The organism is Phycicoccus sp. Soil802, from assembly GCF_001429605.1.
Taxonomy (GTDB): Bacteria; Actinomycetota; Actinomycetes; order Actinomycetales; family Dermatophilaceae; genus Pedococcus.
This window is the reverse complement of sequence record NZ_LMSS01000004.1, coordinates 62,960-85,424: the sequence shown is the minus strand read 5'-3', so window position 1 is coordinate 85,424 and position 22,465 is coordinate 62,960. Positions and strand designations below refer to the sequence as shown.

At 70.9% G+C, this 22,465-nt stretch carries 18 protein-coding genes, 1 tRNA gene and 1 pseudogene; 8 read left to right on the top strand and 12 right to left on the bottom strand.

Features of this window, described 5'->3' with window-relative positions:
- Positions 1-282: 282 nt before the first annotated feature.
- From ASG91_RS09485 to ASG91_RS09460, 6 genes are all read right to left on the bottom strand, one after another.
- A complete protein-coding gene (locus ASG91_RS09485) occupies positions 283-1,230 on the bottom strand; it encodes a homoserine kinase (protein WP_056922410.1) in 948 nt (315 codons plus the stop codon).
- Positions 1,230-2,315, bottom strand: a complete 1,086-nt coding sequence (gene thrC, locus ASG91_RS09480) for a threonine synthase (protein WP_056922409.1) — start codon at positions 2,313-2,315, stop codon at positions 1,230-1,232. Before thrC ends, ASG91_RS09485 begins: the two co-directional genes overlap by 1 nt.
- Entirely contained in the window at positions 2,315-3,682 is a 1,368-nt protein-coding gene (locus ASG91_RS09475; RefSeq protein WP_235543911.1) for a homoserine dehydrogenase, read from the bottom strand. The genes thrC and ASG91_RS09475 overlap by 1 nt, the downstream gene beginning before the upstream one ends.
- A gap of 111 nt (positions 3,683-3,793) precedes the next feature.
- Positions 3,794-5,230, bottom strand: coding sequence for a diaminopimelate decarboxylase (lysA, locus tag ASG91_RS09470; RefSeq protein WP_056922408.1), 1,437 nt, complete (start codon positions 5,228-5,230; stop codon positions 3,794-3,796).
- A 3-nt stretch (positions 5,231-5,233) separates the two neighbouring features.
- Positions 5,234-6,880, bottom strand: a complete 1,647-nt coding sequence (gene argS / locus ASG91_RS09465) for an arginine--tRNA ligase (protein WP_056922407.1) — start codon at positions 6,878-6,880, stop codon at positions 5,234-5,236.
- A 10-nt stretch (positions 6,881-6,890) separates the two neighbouring features.
- Entirely contained in the window at positions 6,891-7,295 is a 405-nt protein-coding gene (locus ASG91_RS09460; protein WP_056922406.1) for a PleD family two-component system response regulator, read from the bottom strand.
- A gap of 59 nt (positions 7,296-7,354) precedes the next feature.
- Between ASG91_RS09460 and ASG91_RS09455 the strand changes: the two genes are divergently transcribed.
- Positions 7,355-7,426, top strand: a tRNA-Arg gene (locus tag ASG91_RS09455).
- 170 nt (positions 7,427-7,596) lie between these two features.
- Here ASG91_RS09455 and ASG91_RS09450 read toward each other — a convergent pair.
- Positions 7,597-8,631 (bottom strand): hemolysin family protein, encoded by a 1,035-nt coding sequence (locus ASG91_RS09450; protein ID WP_056922405.1) that lies wholly within the window; start codon positions 8,629-8,631, stop codon positions 7,597-7,599.
- Positions 8,628-10,043, bottom strand: coding sequence for a hemolysin family protein (locus tag ASG91_RS09445; protein WP_082594066.1), 1,416 nt, complete (start codon positions 10,041-10,043; stop codon positions 8,628-8,630). Before ASG91_RS09445 ends, ASG91_RS09450 begins: the two co-directional genes overlap by 4 nt.
- Positions 10,044-10,132: 89 nt before the next feature.
- Here ASG91_RS09445 and ASG91_RS09440 point away from each other — a divergent pair, with 89 nt between their 5' ends.
- From ASG91_RS09440 to ASG91_RS09420, 7 genes and pseudogenes are all read left to right on the top strand, one after another.
- Positions 10,133-11,131, top strand: coding sequence for an ABC transporter ATP-binding protein (locus tag ASG91_RS09440; protein WP_056922404.1), 999 nt, complete (start codon positions 10,133-10,135; stop codon positions 11,129-11,131).
- Positions 11,128-11,937 (top strand): ABC transporter permease, encoded by an 810-nt coding sequence (locus ASG91_RS09435; RefSeq protein WP_056922403.1) that lies wholly within the window; start codon positions 11,128-11,130, stop codon positions 11,935-11,937. The genes ASG91_RS09440 and ASG91_RS09435 overlap by 4 nt, the downstream gene beginning before the upstream one ends.
- Before the next feature lie 221 nt (positions 11,938-12,158).
- Positions 12,159-16,037 carry a multifunctional oxoglutarate decarboxylase/oxoglutarate dehydrogenase thiamine pyrophosphate-binding subunit/dihydrolipoyllysine-residue succinyltransferase subunit gene (locus ASG91_RS09430; protein WP_056922402.1) on the top strand — a complete coding sequence of 1,293 codons (3,879 nt, stop codon included), beginning with the start codon at positions 12,159-12,161 and terminating at the stop codon, positions 16,035-16,037.
- Between the two features lie 672 nt (positions 16,038-16,709).
- A pseudogene (locus ASG91_RS21195) lies at positions 16,710-17,081 on the top strand (endonuclease domain-containing protein); the annotation flags it as partial.
- A 260-nt stretch (positions 17,082-17,341) separates the two neighbouring features.
- Complete coding sequence (locus ASG91_RS21190; RefSeq protein WP_157582120.1) at positions 17,342-17,518, top strand: DUF6104 family protein; 177 nt, start codon at positions 17,342-17,344, stop codon at positions 17,516-17,518.
- Between the two features lie 3 nt (positions 17,519-17,521).
- A complete protein-coding gene (locus tag ASG91_RS09425; RefSeq protein ID WP_056922401.1) occupies positions 17,522-18,172 on the top strand; it encodes a GDSL-type esterase/lipase family protein in 651 nt (216 codons plus the stop codon).
- 66 nt (positions 18,173-18,238) lie between these two features.
- Positions 18,239-18,769, top strand: coding sequence for a hypothetical protein (locus ASG91_RS09420; protein WP_157606274.1), 531 nt, complete (start codon positions 18,239-18,241; stop codon positions 18,767-18,769).
- Positions 18,770-18,789: 20 nt separating this feature from the next.
- On the opposite strand, the gene ASG91_RS09415 is transcribed toward ASG91_RS09420, so the two are convergent.
- From ASG91_RS09415 to rfbB, 4 genes are all read right to left on the bottom strand, one after another.
- Positions 18,790-19,761 carry a zinc-binding dehydrogenase gene (locus tag ASG91_RS09415; protein ID WP_056922399.1) on the bottom strand — a complete coding sequence of 324 codons (972 nt, stop codon included), beginning with the start codon at positions 19,759-19,761 and terminating at the stop codon, positions 18,790-18,792.
- 34 nt (positions 19,762-19,795) lie between these two features.
- Positions 19,796-20,425 (bottom strand): pseudaminic acid biosynthesis-associated methylase, encoded by a 630-nt coding sequence (locus ASG91_RS09410; RefSeq protein ID WP_056922398.1) that lies wholly within the window; start codon positions 20,423-20,425, stop codon positions 19,796-19,798.
- Positions 20,426-20,544: 119 nt separating this feature from the next.
- On the bottom strand, positions 20,545-21,417 hold the full coding sequence (rfbD, locus tag ASG91_RS09405; RefSeq protein WP_056922397.1) for a dTDP-4-dehydrorhamnose reductase: 873 nt from the start codon (positions 21,415-21,417) through the stop codon (positions 20,545-20,547).
- A complete protein-coding gene (gene rfbB, locus ASG91_RS09400) occupies positions 21,417-22,412 on the bottom strand; it encodes a dTDP-glucose 4,6-dehydratase (protein WP_056922396.1) in 996 nt (331 codons plus the stop codon). The genes rfbD and rfbB overlap by 1 nt, the downstream gene beginning before the upstream one ends.
- Positions 22,413-22,465 lie beyond the last annotated feature (53 nt).

Here is a 22,465-nt window from a genome sequence, read left to right as displayed (position 1 = left end):
TTCTCGTCCTGCGTACCCGCAGTGTCGAGAGTGGTGGTGTCTGTCACGAAGGATCCTTCCCCCTCGTTCGCGGCCGGTGTTCAGATCCCGGACCGGTGCTTGGGTCAGAGGTGCTGACCAATGGAGCCACATGCAGCACAGCGAGGCGTGGCAGCGCCGAGGCCGCCGACATGTGGTGGGTGCAGATCGCTGCTGGATGCGCAAGAGGAGGCATCGGCTGCGAGTGCGCTCACAATGTAACACCGTTGGGTGCTGGGTCAGTCCACTGTGGCCAGATCGCCGTCACGTGTCCTCGCCGCGCACCAGGTCGCTGAGCTGCGCCCCGGTCGCCGGGATGCCCGGGTCCAGCACCGTCCAGTCGTTGCTCGTCAGGGCCCTGACGGCGGCTGACGCGTCACCGCGGGTGAGCACCAGCACCGACGGCCCGGCCCCGGAGATCACGGCCGCGTGGCCGGCGCCGCGCAGCCTGTCGACGAGGTCCATCGACGCGCTGAAGGAGTCGCGTCGGGCCTCCTGGTGGAGCCACTCGCGGGTCGCGTCCAGCAGGTGTTCCGGGTGGCTGGTCAGCGCCTGCACGAGCAGGGCGGCGCGGGCCGAGTTCAGCGCGGCATCACCGTGCCGGATCTGGGTCGGCAGCACCGACCGGGCCTTGGCCGTCGAGAGCTGGGTCGCCGGCACCAGGACCAGCGCGTGCAGGTCGGGGTGTGGACGGAGCCGCAGGGTGCGCGTCCCGTCGTCCGGCGAGTCGGACCAGGAGAGGGTGAGCCCGCCATAGACGGAGGCCGACGAGTTGTCGGGGTGCCCCTCGAGGCGGGCCGCGAGGTCGTTGGCGAAGGTGAGGTCGGGACCGTCGGTGACCCCGCGGCATACCTGGTGAAGTCCTTGTGCCGCAACGATTCCGGTCACGATCGCGGTCGCCGACGAGCCGAGGCCGCGGCCGTGCGGCACCTCGTTGACGCAGCTCAGGTGCAGGCCGCGCGGCGGCGCGACGCCGAGCTCGTCCCAAGCTCGGAGCATGGTGCGCACGACGAGGTGGGTGGCGTCCCGCGGGACGTCTGCGGCCCCCTCCCCCTCGACGTCGACCGTGATGCCCGGCTCCTCGGTGACCGTGGCGACGCAGGTGTCCCAGAGCCCGAGGGCGAGGCCGACCGAGTCGAAGCCCGGCCCGAGGTTCGCGCTGCTGGCCGGCACCCGCGCCGTGACGGAGCTGCCGACGACGAGCTCGGCCATCAGTCCTGCAGACCCAGCGCCTGCGCCGCCGTGAACGCGTCGACCTGGACCCGCGTCGGGGTGACGTCGGAGCCGTCGGCGTTGCGCAGCGCCCACTGCGGGTCCTTCAGGCCGTGTCCGGTGACGGTGCACACGATCGTGGCGCCGCGCGGGACCTGGCCCGCCTCTGCGGCCTGCAACAGACCCGCGACCGAGGCCGCGGAGCCGGGTTCGACGAAGATGCCCTCGCGGGCGCTGAGGATGCGGTGGGCGGTGAGGATCTGCTCGTCGGTGACGGACTCGATGCGGCCACCGGACTCGTCCCGGGCCGCCTCAGCCTGCTTCCACGAGGCGGGGTTGCCGATGCGGATGGCGGTGGCGATGGTGTCGGGGTCGTCAACCGGGTGGCCGAGGACGATCGGCGCCGCGCCGGCCGCCTGGAAGCCCCACATCTGGGGGAGCTTCGTCGCCGGACCGGGCTGCTCGCTGCCGCGGTGGTACTCGCGGTAGCCCTTCCAGTAGGCCGTGATGTTGCCGGCGTTGCCGACCGGGAGGCAGTGGATGTCAGGAGCGTCACCGAGCGCGTCGACGACCTCGAACGAGGCCGTCTTCTGCCCCTCGATGCGGGCCGGGTTGACCGAGTTGACCAGCTCGACCGGGTAGGACTCGGCGAGCTTGCGCGCCAGGGTGAGGCAGTCGTCGAAGTTGCCGTCCACCTGCAGGAGGGTCGCGCCGTGCGCGATGGCCTGGCTGAGCTTGCCCATGGCGATCTTGCCGTCGGGGACGAGGACCGCGCAGGCCATGCCTGCCTTGGTGGCGTATGCCGCGGCGCTGGCACTGGTGTTGCCGGTCGACGCGCAGATCACCGCCTTGGCACCGTTCCTGGCCGCCATCGAGATCGCCGCCGTCATGCCGCGGTCCTTGAACGACGCCGTCGGGTTGAGCCCCTCGTACTTCACGAAGACGTCCGCCCCGGTCAGCTCGGACAGGTGCGCTGCCGGGATCAACGGGGTGCCACCCTCCTGGAGCGTCACCACCGGTGCACCCGCGAGCATCGGGAGGCGGTCGGCATACTCACGGATCACGCCGCGCCAGAGGGTGGCCATCAGGCGCCCTCCACCCGCATCACGGACACGACCTCGCGGACGGTGTCGAGCCGCACGAGGGCCTGGACGGTGGCGGACAGCGCGGCGTCGGGGGCGGTGTGGGTCACGACGATGAGGTTCGCACGGGTCTCGCCGACCTCGCCGTCCGGGCCCTCGGGCTCCGCGGCGATGATGTGCTGGCGCACCGTCTCGATCGACACCCCGTGCTCGGCGAACGACGTCGCGACCTGGGCCAGGACGCCCGGACGGTCGGCCACGTCGAGGCTGATGTGGTAGCGCGTCAGCGCCTGGCCCATCTCGAGGACGGGCAGGTCGGCGTAGGCCGACTCACCGTGCCCCCGACCACCACCGACCCGGTGACGGGCCACCGCGACGACGTCTCCGAGGACCGCGCTGGCCGTGGGGTCGCCGCCCGCGCCCTTGCCGTAGAACATCAGCTGACCCGCGGCGTCGGCCTCGACGAAGACGGCGTTGAACGCGTCACGCACGCCACCGAGCGGGTGCGAGCGCGGGATCATTGCCGGGTGCACGCGGACGCTGACCCCGGCCGTCGTCGTGCCGTCGGCACCGACCGTCTCGGTGCGCTCGCAGATGGCGAGCAGCTTGACGACACAGTCCATCTCGCGCGCGGCCTGCACGTCGGCGGCACTCACCTCGGTGATGCCCTCGCGGTAGACCTGGTCGCTCGACACCCGGGTGTGGAACGCCAGGGAGGCGAGGATCGCGGCCTTGGCAGCGGCGTCGAAGCCCTCGACGTCGGCGGTCGGGTCGGCCTCCGCGTAGCCGAGCGCCTGGGCCTGCTCGACCGCCTCGGCGAAGCCCTGGCCGGTCGTGTCCATCTTGTCGAGGACGTAGTTGGTGGTGCCGTTGACGATCCCGATGACCTTGCGCACCTCGTCGCCGGCGAGCGACTCGCGGATCGGGCGCAGGATGGGGATCGCCCCGGCCACGGCCGCCTCGTAGTAGAGGTCGACCCCGTGCTCGGCGGCCTCGGCGTAGAGCGCCGGACCGGCCTCGGCGAGCAGCGCCTTGTTGGCCGACACCACGGAGGCGCCGCTCTTCATCGCGAGCTCGATCAGGCTGCGGGCCGGCTCGATGCCACCGATGACCTCGATGACGATGTCGGCCCGGGTGATGATCGACTCGGCATCGGTGGTGAACAGGGCGGGGTCGACCGGCAGGTCGGAGCGGTCCTTGCCGGGCCGGCGCACCGCGATGCCGATCAGCTCGAGGGGCCTGCCCACCCGTGCGGCGAGGTCGTCGGCGTGCTCGGTGAGCATCCGGGCCACGGACGAGCCGACGACCCCGCACCCGAGCAGGGCCACCCTCAGGGGCTCTCCCGCCGTCACCTGCTGGCTCTCACTCACACCTGCTCCTCGCGCCCTCGTGGGGCTGTCTCACGGTCCGGACCATCGTGACGGGTGACCACTTCGTGGACGCCATTGTTCCGCCATCCGGACCTTAGCCCGGTCATCGCGTCAGCCGACGTCGAGGGCCAGCAGGTCGTCCACCGTCTCGCGGCGCACCAGCACCCTCGCCCGCCCGTCCCGGACCGCGATGACCGGCGGCCGCGGAGTGTGGTTGTACTGGCTGGCCATGCTCCGGCAGTAGGCACCGGTGCCCGGCACGGCGACGAGGTCACCGGCCGAGATGTCGTCCGGCAGGTACTCGTCCATGACGACGATGTCGCCGCTCTCGCAGTGCTTGCCGACCACGCGGGCCAGCCGCGGCGCCGCGTCGGAGTGCCGGCTGGCCAGCGTGCAGGAGTAGTCGGCGTCGTAGAGCGCGGTGCGGATGTTGTCGCTCATGCCGCCGTCCACCGAGACGTAGGTGCGCTTGGCTCCCCCGCCGAGGTCGACGTCCTTGACCGTGCCCACCTCGTAGAGGGTGAACGTGCTCGGTCCGACGATGGCGCGGCCGGGCTCGATCGAGATCCGGGGGGTCGGGGTGTCCGGACCACCGTCGCCGACGGCCTTCAGCTCGCGCTCGACCAGGTCGGCCATCTGCTCGCCGAGCTCGCCGGGGTGCAGGGGCGTGTGCTCCGAGGTGTACGCGATGCCGTAGCCGCCCCCGAGGTCGAGCTCGGGCATGTGGATCCCGTGCACCCTGGCCACCTCCGCGTGCAGCCCGATCAGCCGTCGCGCGGACACCTCGAACCCGGACGTGTCGAAGATCTGGCTGCCGATGTGGGAGTGCAGCCCGAGCAGCTCGAGCTGGGCACTCCGCTCGACGATGCGCGCGACCGCCTCCGCGGCCTGCCCGCCAGCCAGGGAGAACCCGAACTTCTGGTCCTCGTGCGCGGTCGCGATGAACTCGTGGGTGTGTGCCTCCACGCCCACCGTGACGCGGACCATGACCGGGGCGCGCACCCCGAGCTCGTCGGCGACCGCGGCCACCCGGTCGATCTCCTCGAAGGAGTCGACGACGATCCGCCCCACGCCGTAAGCCAGGGCCTGACGGATCTCGGCGAGCGACTTGTTGTTGCCGTGCAGGCCGATCCGCGCCGCGGGGAACCCAGCGCGCTGCGCCACGGCGAGCTCACCGCCGGAGCAGACGTCGAGGCACAGCCCCTCCTCGGCCACCCAGCGAGCCACCTCGGTGCAGAGGAAGGCCTTCCCGGCGTAGAACACGTCGACCCCGCCGAGGGCCGCGAACGGGGCGCCGAACTCGTCCCGGAACGCCCGCGCCCGGGCGCGGAAGTCAGCCTCGTCCACCACGTATGCCGCGGTGCCGAACTCGCGGGCGATGCTCACCACGTCGAGCCCACCGACGGTCAGGCGACCCTCGTCGTCACGGTCGACCGTCTGCGGCCACAGCTGCGGCAGCAGCTCCATGACGTCGGTGGGCCAGGGCAGCCAGTGGGGTGGTCCGCCGTACCCCTCAGCGTGGAGGGCTCCCGCCTCGTGCGCGCGCATGGGCTACATCCTGTCGGGTGCGGAGACTCCCAGGAGGTCCAGTCCGTTGGCCAAGACCTGGCGGGTGGCGTCGTTGAGCCACAGCCTGGTCCGGTGCAGGTCGGTGATCTCCTCGTCGGCGGTCATCGGGCGCACGCGACAGGTGTCGTACCACTTGTGGAAGTGACCGGCGAGGTCCTCGAGGTAGCGGGCCACCCGGTGCGGCTCGCGCAGGTGGGCCGCCTGGGCGACGACGCGGGGGAAGTCGCCGAGGATGGCCAGCAGCGACGCCTCGGTCGGGTCGGTCAACAGCGACGGGTCGAAGCCGTCGCCGCGGTCGACACCGTCCTCCCCCGCCAGCCGGGCCACGTTGGAGGTGCGGGCGTGGGCGTACTGCACGTAGAAGACCGGGTTGTCGTTGGTCTGCTTGCGCAGCTCCTCGCCGTCGAGGGACAACGGGCTGTCGGCCGGGTAGCGCGACAGGGAGTAGCGGATCGCGTCGGTGCCGATCCAGTTGATCAGGTCGCGCAGCTCGATGATGTTGCCGGCCCGCTTGGACAGCTTGGCTCCGCCGAGGTTGACCAGCTGGCCGATCTGGACCTCGATGTTGTGCTCGGGGTCGTCGCCCGCGCAGGCCGCGATCGCCTTGAGCCGGTTGATGTAGCCGTGGTGGTCGGCACCGAGGAGGTAGATCTTCTCGTCGAAGCCGCGGTCCTTCTTCGACAGGTAGTAGGCGGCATCGGCGGCGAAGTAGGTGGGCTCCCCGTTGGCCCTGATGAGGACGCGGTCCTTGTCGTCGGTGAAGTCGGTCGTGCGCAACCAGATCGCGCCGCCCTCGTCGAAGACGTGCCCCTGCTCCCGCAGCCGTTCGACGGCCTGCTCGACCGCGCCGGAGTCGTGCAGGGCAGCCTCGGAGAACCACACGTCGAAGTGCACGCCGAAGTCGGCGAGGGTGTCCTTGATGTCCTGCAGCTGCGCGTCGTAGGCCACCGAGCGCGCCGCGGCCAGGGCCTCGTCGGCCGGGAGCTCGAGCAGGTCGGGACGGGCGGCGAGCGCCTGGGCAGCGAGGTCGTCGATGTACGCGCCGGGGTACCCGCCCTCGGGGGTGGGCTCCCCCTTCGCGCTCGCGAGGACCGAGGCGGCGAACTTGTCCATCTGGGCGCCGGCGTCGTTGATGTAGTACTCGGTCGTGACCGTCGCACCCGACGTCTTGAGCAGGCGGCTCATCGCGTCGCCGAGCGCGGCCCACCGGGTGTGGCCGAGGTGGAGCGGCCCGGTCGGGTTGGCCGAGATGAACTCGACGTTGATGACGTGACCGGCCTCGGAGTCGTTGCGACCGTAGGCGGCCCCGGCCTCGACGATGCTGCGGGCCAGCTCCCCGGCCGACGCCGCGTCGAGGGTGATGTTGAGGAAGCCCGGTCCGGCGATGTCGACGGCCTTGACGCCCGGGACCCGGCCGAGGCGCTCGGCGAGCCGCGTCGCGACGTCGCGCGGCGGCATACCGGCTCCCTTCGCCAGCTGGAGCGCGACGTTCGTGGACCAGTCCCCGTGGTCCCGGTTCCTCGGTCGCTCCACGCGGATCTCCGCGGGCACGTCCACCGCGAAGTCGTCGGCGGCGACGGCTTCGGTGAGGGCGGTGCGGATGGCTTCGGAGAGCTCTTCGGGAGTCACCCGGTCAAGTCTAGGGCGCGGGTGAGTGCTGCCGTCCGTCGGCCATGAAGCCCGAGACGAGCTCGATGAGGTGGTCGGGATCGAAGGGCTTGGACACGAAGGCGTCGAGTCCCGAACCCTGTGCCTGGACCCGGTCGTGCTGCTGCACCGACGCCGTCACCATGATGACCGGAATGTCCGCCAGCCTCGGGTCGGCCCGGATCTGCGAGATCGTCCACCACCCGTCGCGCGGGCTCATCTGGGCGTCGATCGTGACCACTCCCGGGAGCGGGTCGAGCTCGTGCAGGGCGGCGATCAGCTCCTCGCCGTCACGCGCCTCACGCACCTCGTAGCCCTCGAGCTCGAGGTTGACCCGGATGAGGCGCCTGATCTGCTCGGTGTCGTCGCAGACGTAGACGAGTCCCCCGCGTTCCATGGGGGCCACCCTAGGCTGCTAACCTCTGCGGGCGCCTCCTTCTCGGAGCGCACGTGTCGGCCCCCGTAGCTCAGGGGATAGAGCACCGCCCTCCGGAGGCGGGAGCGCAGGTTCGAATCCTGCCGGGGGCACCCACGGTCGAGATGGCCTGGCGTCAAGCGCCAGGCCATCTTTTCGTCTCCGACCTACCCCAGCTTTATCGGGTCTAGCAGGAACGTTGACCCTGACACCGGTTCTGAAGTCGTGCGAAGGTCAACCTTGTTGCCTGACCCGATAAAGTTGGGACAGGTATGCCGCGGGGTCAGCGTTGGGAGGCGTCGGTGACCTCGCCGACGAGCTCCTCGATGACGTCCTCGAGGAAGACGACGCCGATGTCGGCGCCCTCGGGGTCCACCACGCGGGCGAGGTGCGAGCCGGTGCGTTGCATGGTCCGCAGCACCTCCTCGACCTCGTCCGCGGCCTGCACCGTGGCCAGCTTGCGGACCCGCTTGACCGGGACCGCGATGTCGCGCTCGGTGTCGTCGGCGTAGAGGACGTCCTTGAGGTGCAGGTAGCCGGTGAGCTCACCGGCCTTGTCGAGCATGGGGTAGCGCGAGAAGCCCCGCTTGGCCACGAGGCGCTCGACGTCGTCGGGGGTGGCCGTCAGCGGCAGGGTCACGAGGTCGGACAGGGCGACGGCGACATCGACGGCGTCCTTGTCGCTGAACTCCAAGGCCGCCCCGACCAGCCCGTGCTGGCCCTCCTCGATCAGTCCCTCGTGGCGGCTCTCGGCGAGGATGTGCTCGACCTCCTCGACGGTGAAGGTCGAGGTGATCTCGTCCTTGGGCTCGACCCGGAACAGCCGCACCAGCGACTTCGCGAGCGACTCCATGACCGAGATGATCGGGCGCAGGGCCCGGGTGATGAACAGCAGCACGGGCACGAGGATCAGCGCGGACCGCTCGGGTCCGGCGAGGGCGAGGTTCTTCGGGATCATCTCGCCGACGACCACGTGCAGGTAGACCACGACGAGCAGGGCCAGCGCGAGCGCCAGGCCGTCGGTCACCCCCTCGGGCAGCCCGAGGTGGTGGACGACGGGTTCGAGCGCGTGGTGCAGGGCGGCCTCGGAGATGGCACCCAGCAGCACCGAGCAGACCGTGATGCCGAGCTGGGCACAGGCGAGCAGCGAGCCCATCTGCTCGAGGGCGTCGAGGCAGACCTGCGCGCGGCGGGACCCGTTGGCCGCCAGGGGTTCGAGCGTCGAACGGCGCGCCGCCATGGCCGCGAACTCGGCCCCCACGAAGAACGCGTTCAACAGGAGGAGCAGGACCGTGACCCAGACCGCGCCGGCGCTCACTTCGCCCCCTCCGCGTCGCGGCCGCCGGCAGTCACCGAGCGACCGCCGTCACGACCGGGTGCGGCCTGGCCCCGCGGGGAACCCTCGACCGAGGTCCCCTCGTGCGAGTCCTCGCCTTCCTCGGTCGGGACGAACCGCAGCCGGTCGGCTCGCATGCCGTCCATGGCCAGGACCGTGATCGCCCAGCCGGGGATGTTGACGGTGTCGCCGACGGTCGGGATCCGGCCGAGCTCGGCCATCACGAAGCCGCCGGTGGTCTCGTAGGCGGGGCCGTCGGGCACGACGGCCCCCAGCCGCTCCCGCACCTCGTCGGGACGCCAGAGACCCGGCACCGTCCACGACCCGTCGGTGAACTCACGCCCGGTCGTGCGGAAGACGTCGTGCTCATCGGAGACCTCGCCGACGATCTCCTCGACGACGTCCTCGAGGGTCACGATGCCGGCCGTGCCGCCGTACTCGTCGACGACGATGGCCAGCTGGAGACCGTGCTCGCGCAGCATCAGCAGCAGCGGGTCGAGGCGGATCGTCTCCGGCACCAGCAGCGGCGGCACCATGAGCGCCGACACCGGCACGTCGTTGCGGCGCTCGTGCGGGACCGCGATGGCCCGTTTCACGTGCACGACGCCGTCGATGTCGTCCCAGTCCTCGCCGGTCACCGGGAAGCGCGAGTGCCCGGTGCGCCGGGCCAGCCGGACGACGTCCTCGGCCGTGGCCGTGCGCTCGATGGACGACGCCCGGGCGCGGGGGCTCATGACGTCGGCCGCGGTCTGCTCACCGAAGCCCAGGGACTTGGTGACCAGCCGGGCGGTGCCCTCGTCGAGCGTGCCCGCCTCGGCGGAGCGGCGGACCAGCGAGGCCAGCTCCTGCGGGGTCCGGGCGCCGGACAGCTCCTCCCGGGGGGTGATGCCGAGCGCCCGCAGGAAGAGGTTGGCCGAACCGTTGAGCACGAAGATCAGCGGCCTCGCGACCAGGGCGAAGCCCCGCACCGGCATGGCCACGACCTTGGCCGTGGCGAGCGGTGCCGAGATGCCGAGGAACTGCGGCAGCAGCTCGCCGAACACCATCGAGAACACCGTGGCGATGAGCAGGGCGACGGCGGCGGCGACCGACTCCAGCGTGGAGCCCCTGAGACCAACTGCCCTCAAGGGGGTCTCGAGCAGCACCCCGAGCGAGGGGGTGGCGAGGAAACCGAGGATCAGCGTGGTCAGCGTGATGCCGACCTGGGCCGCGGAGAGCTGTGTCGAGAGCCGGCGCAGCGACCCGAGCACCACCTCTGCGCGGGCGTCCCCGGCGTCCACGGCCTTCTGCACGGTCGGCCGGTCGAGCGCGACCAGCGAGAACTCGGTGGCCACGAAGATGGCCGTGCCGATCGTCAGCCCCACGCCGGTCAGGACCAGCAACCATTCGGTCATAGTCCGGTCATCCTAGGGCCGCAACCCGGTTGACCCTGACCCCACGTCAGTTGGCAGGATGCCGTCATGACACCGATTCCGGGGGAACGATGACCACGACCACAGCACCACCGCGCCACACCGAGGGCGCCCGCATCGAGGTGCGTGACCTGACCAAGCGGTTCGGCAGCTTCACCGCCGTCGACAACCTCTCCTTCACCGTCGAGCCCGGCCGGATCACCGGCTTCCTCGGCCCCAACGGGGCGGGCAAGACGACCACGCTGCGCATGCTGCTCGGCCTGGTCAACCCGTCCAGCGGTGTCGCGACCATCGGCGGGCGCAGCTACCAGGAGATCACGCAGCCGATGTCGGTCGTGGGGTCGGCGCTGGAGGCCACCAACTTCCACCCCGGCCGCACCGGTCGCGACCACCTGCGCGTCCTGGCCGACACGGCTGGCGTCGGGGCCCAGCGCGTCGACGAGATGCTGGAGCTGGTCGGGATCCCCGCCGCCGCACGCAAGCGCGCCGGGGGCTACTCGATGGGCATGCGCCAGCGGCTCGGCCTCGCGGCCGCGATGCTGGGCGACCCCCAGGTCCTCATCCTCGACGAGCCGGCCAACGGGCTCGACCCCGAGGGCATCCGGTGGCTGCGCGGGTTCCTGCGCCACCTGTCCGCCCAGGGCAAGACGGTCCTGATCTCGAGCCACATGCTCCAGGAGGTCGAGCAGACAGTCGACGACGTCGTCATCATCAACAACGGCCGGCTGATCAAGCAGGGCGCGATGGACGACCTGCACGGCGAGGCCCACACCATCGTCCGCAGCACCGACCTCGACGCCCTGGCGGGGGCCCTGCGGGTCGCCGACGTCACCAGCACGGTCGAGGACGGCACCCTGCTCGCCGAGACGCACGACCTGCGCCTCATCGGCGACGTCGCCCTGCGCGCCGGCCTGCCGATCTACGAGCTGCGCCAGGCCACCACTGACCTCGAGGCACTCTTCTTCGAGCTCACCGAGGGCACCAACCGCAACCTCGGCGACGGAGCCTCCGGGCACGCGGTGGCCACCGAGCGGGATGCCATCGCCGGACAGGAAGGGGGCAACGAATGACCAACGCCATCAAGGCCGAGTTCCGCAAGTTCTTCACCACGCGCATGTGGTGGGGGCTGGCCATCGCCATGTTCGTCGCGGGAGCGGGCCTCGCCGTCCTCTTCGGCTTCCTCTTCACCCAGGCCCCCGACCCGAGCGCCGCGCCCGGCCAGGGCGTCCCGACCGGCACGCCGGAGCAGGTCGCCAACAGCGTCTACACGAGCGGCCTCAGCATCGGCTACCTGCTCACCCTGACCATCGGCGTGATGCAGATCGGCTCCGAGTACCGCCACAAGACCATCACGAGCACCTTCCTCGGCACCCCCAAGCGAGCCAAGGTGATGGGCGCGAAGGTCATCGCCCTGCTCGGCATCGGCGCCATCTACGGGCTGATCTCGCTGGCCGGGTCGATCATCGCCGGGGCCATCGTCCTGAACGCCCGCGGGTTCGCACCGTTCCCGACGTCCGGCGTGTTCCGGACGCTCGCCCTGAGCCTGCTCGTCCTCGGTCTGTGGGCCCTGATCGGGCTCGGTGCGGGGATCCTCATCCCCAACCAGGTCGCGGCCCTGCTGATCTCGGTCGGCGTGGCCTGGATCGTCGAGCCCCTGGCCGGCTTCGGGCTGTCGTTCTGGGACTGGGGCCGGGACCACATCGTCCAGTACCTCCCCTCTGCGGCGACGCAGGCCATGGTCAACGGGGTCAACCAGGGCGGCGAGAACGCCGTGACGCCGCTGGCCTGGTGGGCTGGCGCGCTCGTCCTGGCCGCCTATGCCGCGGTGCTGGCCGGGTTCGGCTCGTGGCGCACCATCCGGAGCGACATCAGCTAGGTCGCCAGGGGTATGCCGCGGGGCCGGGTTCCAGCACGGAACCCGGCCCCGCGGCATACCCGGGCCGGGCGCTGGAGCGCCTGCGGGAGGGCCGGCGAGCGACGTGGCGAAGGTCGCTCCGGAAACCTGTCGCCCGCCGCAGCGCGGCGCGACGCACGGGGATAGGCTGGGAGCACCTATTTGCCCGTCATTGTCGACGCTACGAAAGAGGCGTATCCGCCGTGCCCGACCAGTCCCCGACCAACGACCCCATGGCGGCTTTCGGGCCGAACGAGTGGCTCGTGGACGAGCTGTACGAGAAGTTCCAGAAGGACAAGAACTCCGTGGACAAGGCGTGGTGGTCCTTGTTCGAGGACTACCAGCCGTCCGACGGCTCCACGACCAACGGGTCCGGCTCCAACGGGAGCCCGACCTCCGCGCCTGCCGCTCCGGCCGCGTCCGCCCCGGCTGCTGCGCCCGCCCCGGCTGCTGCGCAGGCTCCCGCTGCTGCGCCGGCCCCGGCCGCAGCCCCCGCTGCACCCGAGACCACCTCCGGACAGACCACCGACAAGCCGGACGCCAGCACCGACAAGGCGGTGGCCGACAAGCCCGAGGACAAGGAGGCCGCCACCGGCGGCGAGACCGGCGGCGTCAAGGAGGCTCCCAAGCCGCGCGAGCCCCAGGCCCCCAAGCAGACCGAGGCCACCAACGAGAACCAGGTCAAGCCGTTGCGCGGCGCCAGCGCCCGCACGGTGACCAACATGGAGAGCTCGCTGACCGTCCCCACCGCGACCAGCGTCCGCGCCGTGCCGGCCAAGCTGCTCATCGACAACCGGGTCGTGATCAACAACCACCTGCAGCGCTCCCGCGGCGGCAAGGTGTCGTTCACCCACCTAATCGGCTACGCCCTGGTCAAGGCGCTGGGCCACATGCCGGAGATGAACAACGGGTTCACCGAGGAGAACGGCAAGCCGGCGCTGGTCATCCCGGGCCACGTCAACCTCGGGCTGGCCATCGACATGGCCAAGCCCGACGGCACCCGCCAGCTCCTGGTGCCGTCCATCAAGTCGGCGGAGTCGATGGACTTCGCGCACTTCTGGACGGCCTACGAGGACATCGTGCGCAAGGCGCGCGGCGGGAAGCTCACCGTCGAGGACTTCCAGGGCACCACCCTCACGCTCACCAACCCGGGCACCATCGGCACCAACCACTCGGTGCCGCGGTTGATGTCCGGCCAGGGCGCGATCATCGGGGTGGGCGCGCTGGAGTACCCGGCCGAGTGGCAGGGCGCGAGCCAGGAGACGCTCAACCGCAACGCCGTCTCCAAGATCCTCACGCTGACCAGCACCTACGACCACCGCATCATCCAGGGCGCGCAGTCGGGCGACTTCCTGCGCATCGTGCACCAGCTCCTGCTGGGCGAGAACGGCTTCTACGACGAGATCTTCGAGAGCCTGCGCCTGCCCTACGAGCCGGTCCGCTGGGTCCAGGACATCTCGGCCCACCACGACGACGACGTCAACAAGACGGCGCGCGTCCAGGAGCTGATCCACGCCTACCGCGTGCGCGGCCACCTGATGGCCGACACCGACCCGCTGGAGTACCGCCAGCGGCGCCACCCCGACCTCGACGTCACGTCCCACGGGCTCACGCTGTGGGACCTCGAGCGCGACTTCGCGACCGGCGGCTTCGGCGGGGCGCCGATGCTCCGGCTGCGCAAGATCCTCGGCATCCTGCGCGACTCCTACTGCCGCACCATCGGCACCGAGTACATGCACATCCAGGACCCCGAGCAGCGCCGCTGGCTGCAGGCCAAGATCGAGGTCGGCTACGCCAAGCCCGGTCCCGACGAGCAGCTGCGGATCCTGCGCCGGCTCAACGCCGCCGAGGCCTTCGAGACGTTCCTGCAGACCAAGTTCGTCGGGCAGAAGCGGTTCAGCCTCGAGGGCGGCGAGTCGGTCATCGCGCTGCTCGACCGGATCCTGTGCCGCGCCGCCGCGGACTCGATGGACGAGGTCTGCATCGGTATGCCGCACCGCGGGCGCCTCAACGTGCTCGCCAACATCGCGGGCAAGTCCTACGGCCAGATCTTCCGTGAGTTCGAGGGCAAGCAGGACCCCAAGTCCGTGCAGGGCTCGGGCGACGTGAAGTACCACCTCGGCACCGAGGGCGAGTTCGTCGCGGAGGACGGCAGCAAGACCAAGGTCTACCTCGCGGCCAACCCGTCGCACCTCGAGGCCGTCAACCCGGTCCTCGAGGGCATCACCCGCGCGAAGCAGGACCGGCTCGACCTCGCGGGCGAGGACTTCACCGTGCTGCCCCTGCTGATGCACGGCGACGCGGCGTTCGCCGGCCAGGGAGTCGTCGCGGAGACGCTCAACCTGTCCCAGCTGCGCGGCTACCGCACCGGCGGCACCATCCACGTGGTCATCAACAACCAGGTCGGGTTCACCACGTCGCCGAGCGCCAGCCGCTCCTCGACGTACTCGACCGATGTCGCCCGCATGATCCAGGCGCCGATCTTCCACGTGAACGGCGACGACCCCGAGGCCTGCGTCCGGGTGGCCGAGTTGGCCTACGAGTTCCGCCAGACGTTCAACAAGGACGTCGTCATCGACATGGTCTGCTACCGGCGCCGCGGTCACAACGAGGGCGACGACCCCTCGATGACCCAGCCGCTGATGTACAACCTCATCGAGGCCAAGCGCTCGGTCCGCAAGCTCTACACCGAGTCGCTCATCGGCCGCGGCGACATCAGCCAGGAGGACGCCGAGGGCGCGCTGCGCGACTACCAGCAGCAGCTCGAGCGGGTCTTCGTCGAGACCAAGGCCGCGCTCAAGCAGGCCTCCGAGGAGACCAGCGACCCGACGCTCGTCGGCACCGACGCCGAGGGCCACTCCGGCCTCGAGCCGCCGACCGCCCAAGCGACCGACCAGGCGACCCGTTCGGCCGACCAGACCGCCATCCCGAGCGACCAGCTCCAGCACATCGGTGACGCGTTCGTGAACCCGCCGCCGGGCTTCACCGTCCACCCGAAGCTGTTGCAGGCCATGGAGAAGCGCGCCCAGTCCACCCGCGACGGTGGGATCGACTGGGCGACCGGCGAGCTGCTCGCGTTCGGCTCGCTGCTCATGGAGGGCACCCCGGTGCGCCTCGCCGGACAGGACAGCCGTCGCGGCACCTTCGTCCAACGGCACGCCGTGCTGATCGACAAGCACACGGCCGAGGAGTGGACCCCGCTGCTCTACCTCGGTGAGGGCCAGGCCCGGTTCTGGGTCTATGACTCCCTGCTGTCCGAGTTCGCGGCGATGGGCTTCGAGTACGGCTACTCCGTGGAGCGGCCCGACGCCCTGGTCCTGTGGGAGGCGCAGTTCGGCGACTTCTTCAACGGTGCGCAGACCATCGTCGACGAGTTCATCAGCTCCTCCGAGCAGAAGTGGGGCCAGCGCTCGTCCGTTGTGCTGCTGCTCCCCCACGGCTACGAGGGCCAGGGACCGGACCACTCCTCCGCCCGCATCGAGCGCTTCCTGCAGATGTGCGCCGAGGACAACATGACGGTCGCCTACCCCTCGACCCCGGCGAGCTACTTCCACCTGCTCCGCCGCCAGGCCTACGCCCGCCCGCGCCGACCGCTGATCGTCTTCACCCCGAAGTCGATGCTGCGGCTCAAGGCGGCGAGCAGCATGCCCGAGGACTTCACCGAGGGCACCTTCCGCCCGGTGCTGCCCGACCGCGCGTCGTTCGACAACGGTGGCGTGACCCGGGTCCTGCTCGCCAGCGGCAAGGTCGTCTACGACCTCGAGGCCGCCCGCGACAAGGCCGAGGACACCACCACGGCCATCGTGCGGGTCGAGCAGCTCGCGCCCCTGCCCGCCAAGGAGATCGCCGCCGAGCTGGCGAAGTACCCGGGAGCGGACTTCGTCTGGGTGCAGGACGAGCCGGCGAACCAGGGCGCCTGGCCGTTCGTGGCCATGAACCTGCCGCAGGCCCTCGCCGAGCTCGGCGAGACCCGCCCGCTGCGGATCGTGTCGCGCAAGCCCTCCGCCTCGCCGGCCACCGGGTCGAGCAAGCGGCACGCGGAGCAGCAGGCCGAGCTGATCGCGGCGGCCTTCGCCCGCTGACACCCACGGTATGCCGCGTGGCTGGCTCAGCCACGCGGCACACCCGTCTCCCCGGGGCGTGAACGGACGACCACGGTCGCGCCGCCATCGGGCGCTCTCGCATCCGCGCAGGCACGCACCCCCTGACCGCCCGTCGACCCCGGTCGTCGGCCCACGGGGCTGTGGACAAAGTCCGGGCCAAGGGTCGCGGCGGGTCAGACTCGGCCTGTGGATGTGGTCGAGGCGCTGGAGCGGCTGGGAGGCGCCGGCACCCGGTCCGAGGTGATCGCGGCAACCGGCCGACAGCCTTTCGAGCGCGCCCTCCGGGACGGCTTCGTCGAGCGGGTCGCACGTGGCCGCTACGCCTTGCCCACCGGGTCGGCCGCACGACGCGCTGCGGTGCAGCTCCGGGGGACCGCCGTGCTCCTGAGCGCGGCCGCACACCATGGTTGGGCCCTGAAGTGGCAACCCCGTGCGCCGCAGATAGCGGTGGGGCGCGGCCGGAGGCTGCTTCCCGAGCAACGTGCGGCCGCGCAGGTGTCGTGGGTGAACCTGCCCGCCAGCGCTGTGGACGGGACCGTCACCACTCGAGTCCGCACGATCCTCGACTGTGCGGCGCGGCTGCCCTTCGACGAGGCGCTTGCCGTCGCCGACTCCGCCTTGCGAGAGGGGAAAGTGACCAGAGCTGAGCTCATGCGAGCAGTCGCGTCGCTACCGGCCCGGGGGCCTCGTCGCCGGGTGGCTCGAGTGGTGCAGCTCGCAGACGCGCGCGCGGCCAACCCGTTCGAGTCAGTGCTGCGGGCGATCGCGCTGGACGTCCCGGGCCTGTCGGTGGCACCGCAGGTCCGCATCGACCGCAACGGTCGGTGGGTGGGTCGGGTCGACCTCGCGGACGTGGACCTGAAGATCGTGCTCGAGGCGGACAGCTACGAGTTCCACGGGGAGGGTGAGCTGTTCGAGAAGGACTGCGTGCGGTACGACGAGCTGGTGGCCGACGGCTGGCTGGTGCTGCGGTTCCCCTGGACGAGGGTGATGACCAAGCCGGACTGGGTGGCCGAGATGATCACGGCGGCCGTGGCCATCCGGCGCGAGGAGCTGGCCCTGCGCGAGGAGCTGCGACTGGCCCGACTCCGGTTGGGCCGCGTGACCTCGTCGCGGGACGACCAGGGTCGCCGCAGGGGTCCTCCATTGCTCGCATCCTCCGCAGTGCGGCCGATCCGCGTCGCTGACCATGGTCGTCGGGCGACGAGCAAAGCCCCACACAGCGGTGGGTATGCCGCGTGGCTGGCTCAGCCACGCGGCATACCCCCGTTAACCTTGCAGACGTGTACTTCACGGATCGTGGCATCGAGGAGCTGGCCGCTCGCCGAGGGGAAGAGGAAGTCTCCTTCGAGTGGCTGGCCGACCAGCTGCGCACGTTCGTGGACCTGAACCCCGACTTCGAGACCCCCGTCGAGCGCCTGGCCACCTGGCTGGCCCGGCTCGACGACGACGAGGACTGACGCGTGAGCGAGCCCACCTTCACCCCGAGTGCCGAGTTCCAGGTCGCCGCTGACGGTCCGCGGGACGTGGGCATCGTCTTCGTCGGCGCCTCGCTCGTGGCCGGCGTCGGCGACCCCAAGGGTCAGGGTTGGGTCTCGCGGGTCGTGGGTCGCACCCACCACTCCGACCTCGAGCTGACCGCCTACAACCTCGGCGTACGCGGCGACACGACCGCTGACGTGCTGGCCCGCTGGAAGGCCGAGTGCGCCCCACGCTGGCGCGGCCGGGCCGAGAAGCGGCTGGTGATCTCGGTCGGCGGCAACGACGCGGCGACCGGTGTGACCCTGGCCCGGCACCGGCTCAACCTGGCCAACATCCTCGACGACGCCGCGAGCGCCGGCATCGGCACCTTCGTGGTCAGCCCTCCGCCGGGCGACGACGAGGAGCTGAACGCCAAGCTCGACGTGCTGGTGGAGGCCCAGGCCGACGTGTGCTCCCGGCGCGGGGTGCCGTTCGTCGACTGCTTCCGGCCGCTGCTGGGGCACGAGCAGTGGCAGAGTGACCTGGCCGCCAGCCGGGTGCAACACCACCCGGGGCAGGCGGGATACGGTCTGATCGCCTGGCTGGTCCTGCACAACGGCTGGTACGACTGGTTGCAGATCTCACCGAGCTGACCGCCTGCTGACCGCCTGCTGACCGGCACGACATCGCATCACCACCGACGACCGAGGGGGCCCTCGATGGGTACGTCCGCTGAACTGATCACTGCTGTGCGCGCTGCTGCCGCCGGCACCCCGTATGCCGTGCGCGAGACGCCGCAGGGCTTCGACCTGACGATCGACGTGGCCGACGCCCAGTGGCTGGCCGTGTTCAAGGCGCACGGGCTGAAGAAGGTGTTCACGCACCAGGTCCGGCTCAACGAGGCCGGTCAGTCGATGACGATCACCGACGTCAGCAACACCTTCTCGTGGAGCGGCGGCGGCTCGTCACCGCGCCTGCAGGCATCGGCGTCCACGCAGCGCGGTCGGGTCTACGAGAAGTCGTTCCGCAAGGAGCTCGGGGTCGACCTGAAGACCGGGCAGGTCGGCAAGGTCGTCGACTACAGCTTCGACGCCACCGCGGGTCGCGACCTGGTCCGCGACGTCGCCAAGGAGCAGGGCTGGGACGAGAAGATGGGCGGCACCCAGAAGGGTGCGGTCATCGTCGCCGGTGCCACCGTGGCGATCCTCGCGGTGGCCGGGATCGTCTGGCTGGTCACCGCCCTCCTCTGACCCCCTGAGGGGTCGGGGGGTCAGGAGACGGTGAAGACGACCTTGCCGAACAGCTCCCCGGCGGCCATGCGGGCGAAGCCGTCCCGGGCCTGGGCCAGCGGCAGGGTCGTGTCGATGACCGGCGCGATGCGCTGCTGCACCACGAACTGGGCCAGCCGCTCGAGCTCGCCACGGCTGCCCATCGTCGACCCGACGACGCGCAGCTGCTTGAAGAAGATCTTGGTCAGCTCGGCCTTGCTGGGCGCGTCGCCCGACGTCGCCCCGGAGATGACGATGGTGCCGCCGGGCTTCAGCGAGTTGACCGAGTGCGACCAGGTGGCCGCCCCGACCGTCTCCATCACGGCGTCGACGCGGTCGGGGAGGCGTTCGCCGCTGCCGAACGCGCGGTCCGCGCCGATCTCGACCGCGCGCTGGCCCTTCTCCTCGTCGCGGCTGGTGACCCACATCCGGTAGCCCGCCGCGGCCCCGAGCTGCACGAGGGCGGTGGACACCCCGCCGCCGGCCCCTTGGACCAGGACGGTGGCGCCGGGCGTCAGCCCCGCGTTGGTGAACAGCATGCGGTAGGCGGTGAGCCACGCGGTCGAGAGGCAGGCGGCGTGCTCCCACGGGAGCTCGGCCGGCTTGGGCACCAGGTTCGTGGTGGGGACGGTGACCTTGTCGGCGAGGGTCCCGTCGTGCAGCTCCGAGAGCAGCGTGCGCCGCGGGTCGAGGGTCTCGTCACCCCGCCAGCCGTCGCTGGGGATGACCGCGTGGACGATCACCTCGGTGCCGTCCTCGGCGATGCCCGCGCCGTCACAGCCCAGGATCATCGGCAGCCGGTCGGCGGGCAGCCCTACTCCCCGCAGCGACCAGACGTCGTGGTGGTTGAGCCCGGCCGTCCGGAGCGTGACCGTCGTCCAGCCCTCGCGCGGGGCGGGGTCGGGCCGCTCACCGACCTCCAGCCCCGAGAGCGGGTCGTCGGCGGACTGGCGTGCGGCGTAGACGGCGAGCATGTCCCGACCCTAGCCGCACGCCCCTCCGGACGACTCAGCCGGACTTCTCCATGAGGAACCAGGTCGAGTCGTCGAGCGGGAACTGCGGGTCGCGGTGGTAGGTGAAGCCGTAGTCGACCAGGGTGAGCTCCGGGAACGCGTCGAGGATCTCCCCGGCGAAGTCGCGCTTGAACAGCGCCTGCTCGTGACCGCGGTAGCTGACCTCGACGGGCGTCGGGTTGTAGTACTCGCAGACCATCACGTAGCGGTTCGACGACTCCACCAAGGCGCTGTAGACGTCGCGCACCCGGTCGGGGTTGATGTGGATCAGGACACCCTTGGTGAAGGTGAGGTCGAAGCCGCGCTGTGCCTGGTACTCCAGGATCGAGGCCACCTCGACCGTCGCGCCGCCCCATCGCTCCACCTCGGCGGCGGCCTGGGTGTTGATCTCCACACCGTGCAGGTCGGCGTCGGGCAGCAGGGTGCGCAGGGCCATCAGGTTGTTCCCGATGTTGCAGCCCAGCTCGAGGACCGAGCCCACGCCGTCCGTGGCCGCCAAGACCTTGCGGAAGAGCTCGGTGTTGCTCGCGATCAGGTTGGTGCCCCGGTTCCGCTCGATGTAGTCGGCGCCGAACTCGCCGGCCCAGAGGTCTTCTTGGGAGGTGCGCTGCGTCTCAGTTGCCATGGCGGCCACTCTCGACCACCGGACCCCTCGACTGCAAGGTGACCGGCCGGGTGCAGCCATCCGTTCACCCTCGCGTCGTGCAGCCGCTCAGCTGCTCGGCTGCTCAGCCGCTCAGCCGCTCAGCTGCTCGGCGGCTCGGCGACGACGTCCGGCAGCGCCTCGGCGAGGCTGGCCTCCCAGTGCGGGAGCGGAGCGAGCCGGGCCATCCGCCACGCGTCGTGCCCCAGCACGCTGTAGGCCGGACGCGGGGCCGGCAGGCGGAAGGCGTCGCTCGTGGTGGGTCGCACCCGGTCCGGGTCCAACCCGAGCTGGCGGAAGATCTCGCGGGTGAGGCCGAACTTCGTGGTGTCGCCCTGGCTGGTCGCATGCCACACCCCGAACGGGGCGGACCCGTCGACGAGGCGCAGGACGGCCCGCGCCACGTCCATGGTCCAGGTGGGTTGGCCGCGCTGGTCGTCGACGACGTCGAGGGTGTCGTGCCGTTCGGCGAGCCGGGCCATCGTCTTGACGAAGTTCGGGCCCCCGGCTCCGTAGAGCCAGGCCGTCCGGACGATCCAGGCCTGCGGGCAGCGCGCCTGCACGGCCCACTCCCCCGCAGCCTTCGACCGGCCGTAGGCGGACAGCGGTGACAGGGCCGCGTCCTCGGCGTAGGGCTCGTCGGCGTCGCCGGAGAAGACGTAGTCGGTGGAGAGGTGCACGAGCCGCGTGCCCACCGACCGGCACGCGTCCGCGACGTTGGCCGCGCCGATCGCGTTGACCGCGAACGCCTGCCCCTCATGGGTCTCCGCATCGTCGACGGCCGTGTATGCCGCGCAGTTCACCACGACGTCGTGCCCCCGGACCGCGTCGCGCACCGCGTCGGCATCGGTGACGTCGAGGTCGGTGCGGGTGAGTGCCGTGACGTCGTCCTCGTCGACCCCGGCCAGCGCCAAGGTCACCTGCAGGTCGAGCCCGAGCATGCCGCCCGAGCCGGTCACCAGCCACCGCGCCATCAGCGCCCGATCCGGTCGTACCGTGCCTCGGCGACCACCTTCGCGGTGCGCCACCAGTCCTGGTTGTCCTGGTACCAGGCGATCGTGTCGACCAGGCCCGAGCGGACATCCGGGTGGGCCGGGCGCCAGTCGGTCTCGGCCCGGAGCTTGGCGGCGTCGATGGCGTAGCGCAGGTCGTGCCCCGGTCGGTCGGGCACGTGGTCGAACCAGTCGGCCGGCTTGCCCATCAGCTCGAGGATGAGGGCGACGACGTCACGGTTGTTCATCTCGCCGTCGGCGCCGATGAGGTAGGTCTCCCCGGGCCGGCCCTGCTCGATGATCGCGAGGACCGCGTCGTTGTGGTCGTCGACGTGGATCCAGTCGCGGACGTTGAGGCCCGCGCCGTAGAGCTTGGGCCGCACCCCGTCGAGGATCCCGGTGACCTGTCGCGGGATGAACTTCTCCGGGTGCTGACGGGGCCCGTAGTTGTTGGAGCAGTTGGACAGCGTCGCCCTGAGGCCGAACGAGCGCACCCAGGCCCGCACGAGGAGGTCCGCGCTGGCCTTCGACGCCGAGTAGGGGCTCGACGGGTTGAGCGGCGTGCTCTCGGTGAACTTGGCCGGGTCGTCGAGCTCGAGGTCGCCGTAGACCTCGTCGGTGGACACGTGGTGCAAGCGCTTGTCGTGCCGCCGCACGGCCTGGATCAGCTGGTAGGTGCCGATGATGTTCGTGTCGATGAACGGCCAGGGGTCCTCGAGCGAGTTGTCGTTGTGCGAGTCAGCGGCGAAGTGGACGACGAGGTCGTGCGCGGCGACCAGCTCGTCCACGAGGTCCGCGTCGGTCACCGAGCCCTTCACCACGTCGACCTCGCCGGCGACCGGGTCGAGGGAGGCGAGGTTCGCGGCATACGTCATCGAGTCGAGGACGGTGAGCCGCCACTCCGGCCGCACCACACGGGCCCTGATCACGAAGTTCGAGCCGATGAACCCGGCGGCGCCGGTGACGAGGACCTTCATGGCGCCGAGGCTATCGCGCGGGGACACGCCTCACGGCGGGCTTGCTCGCACTA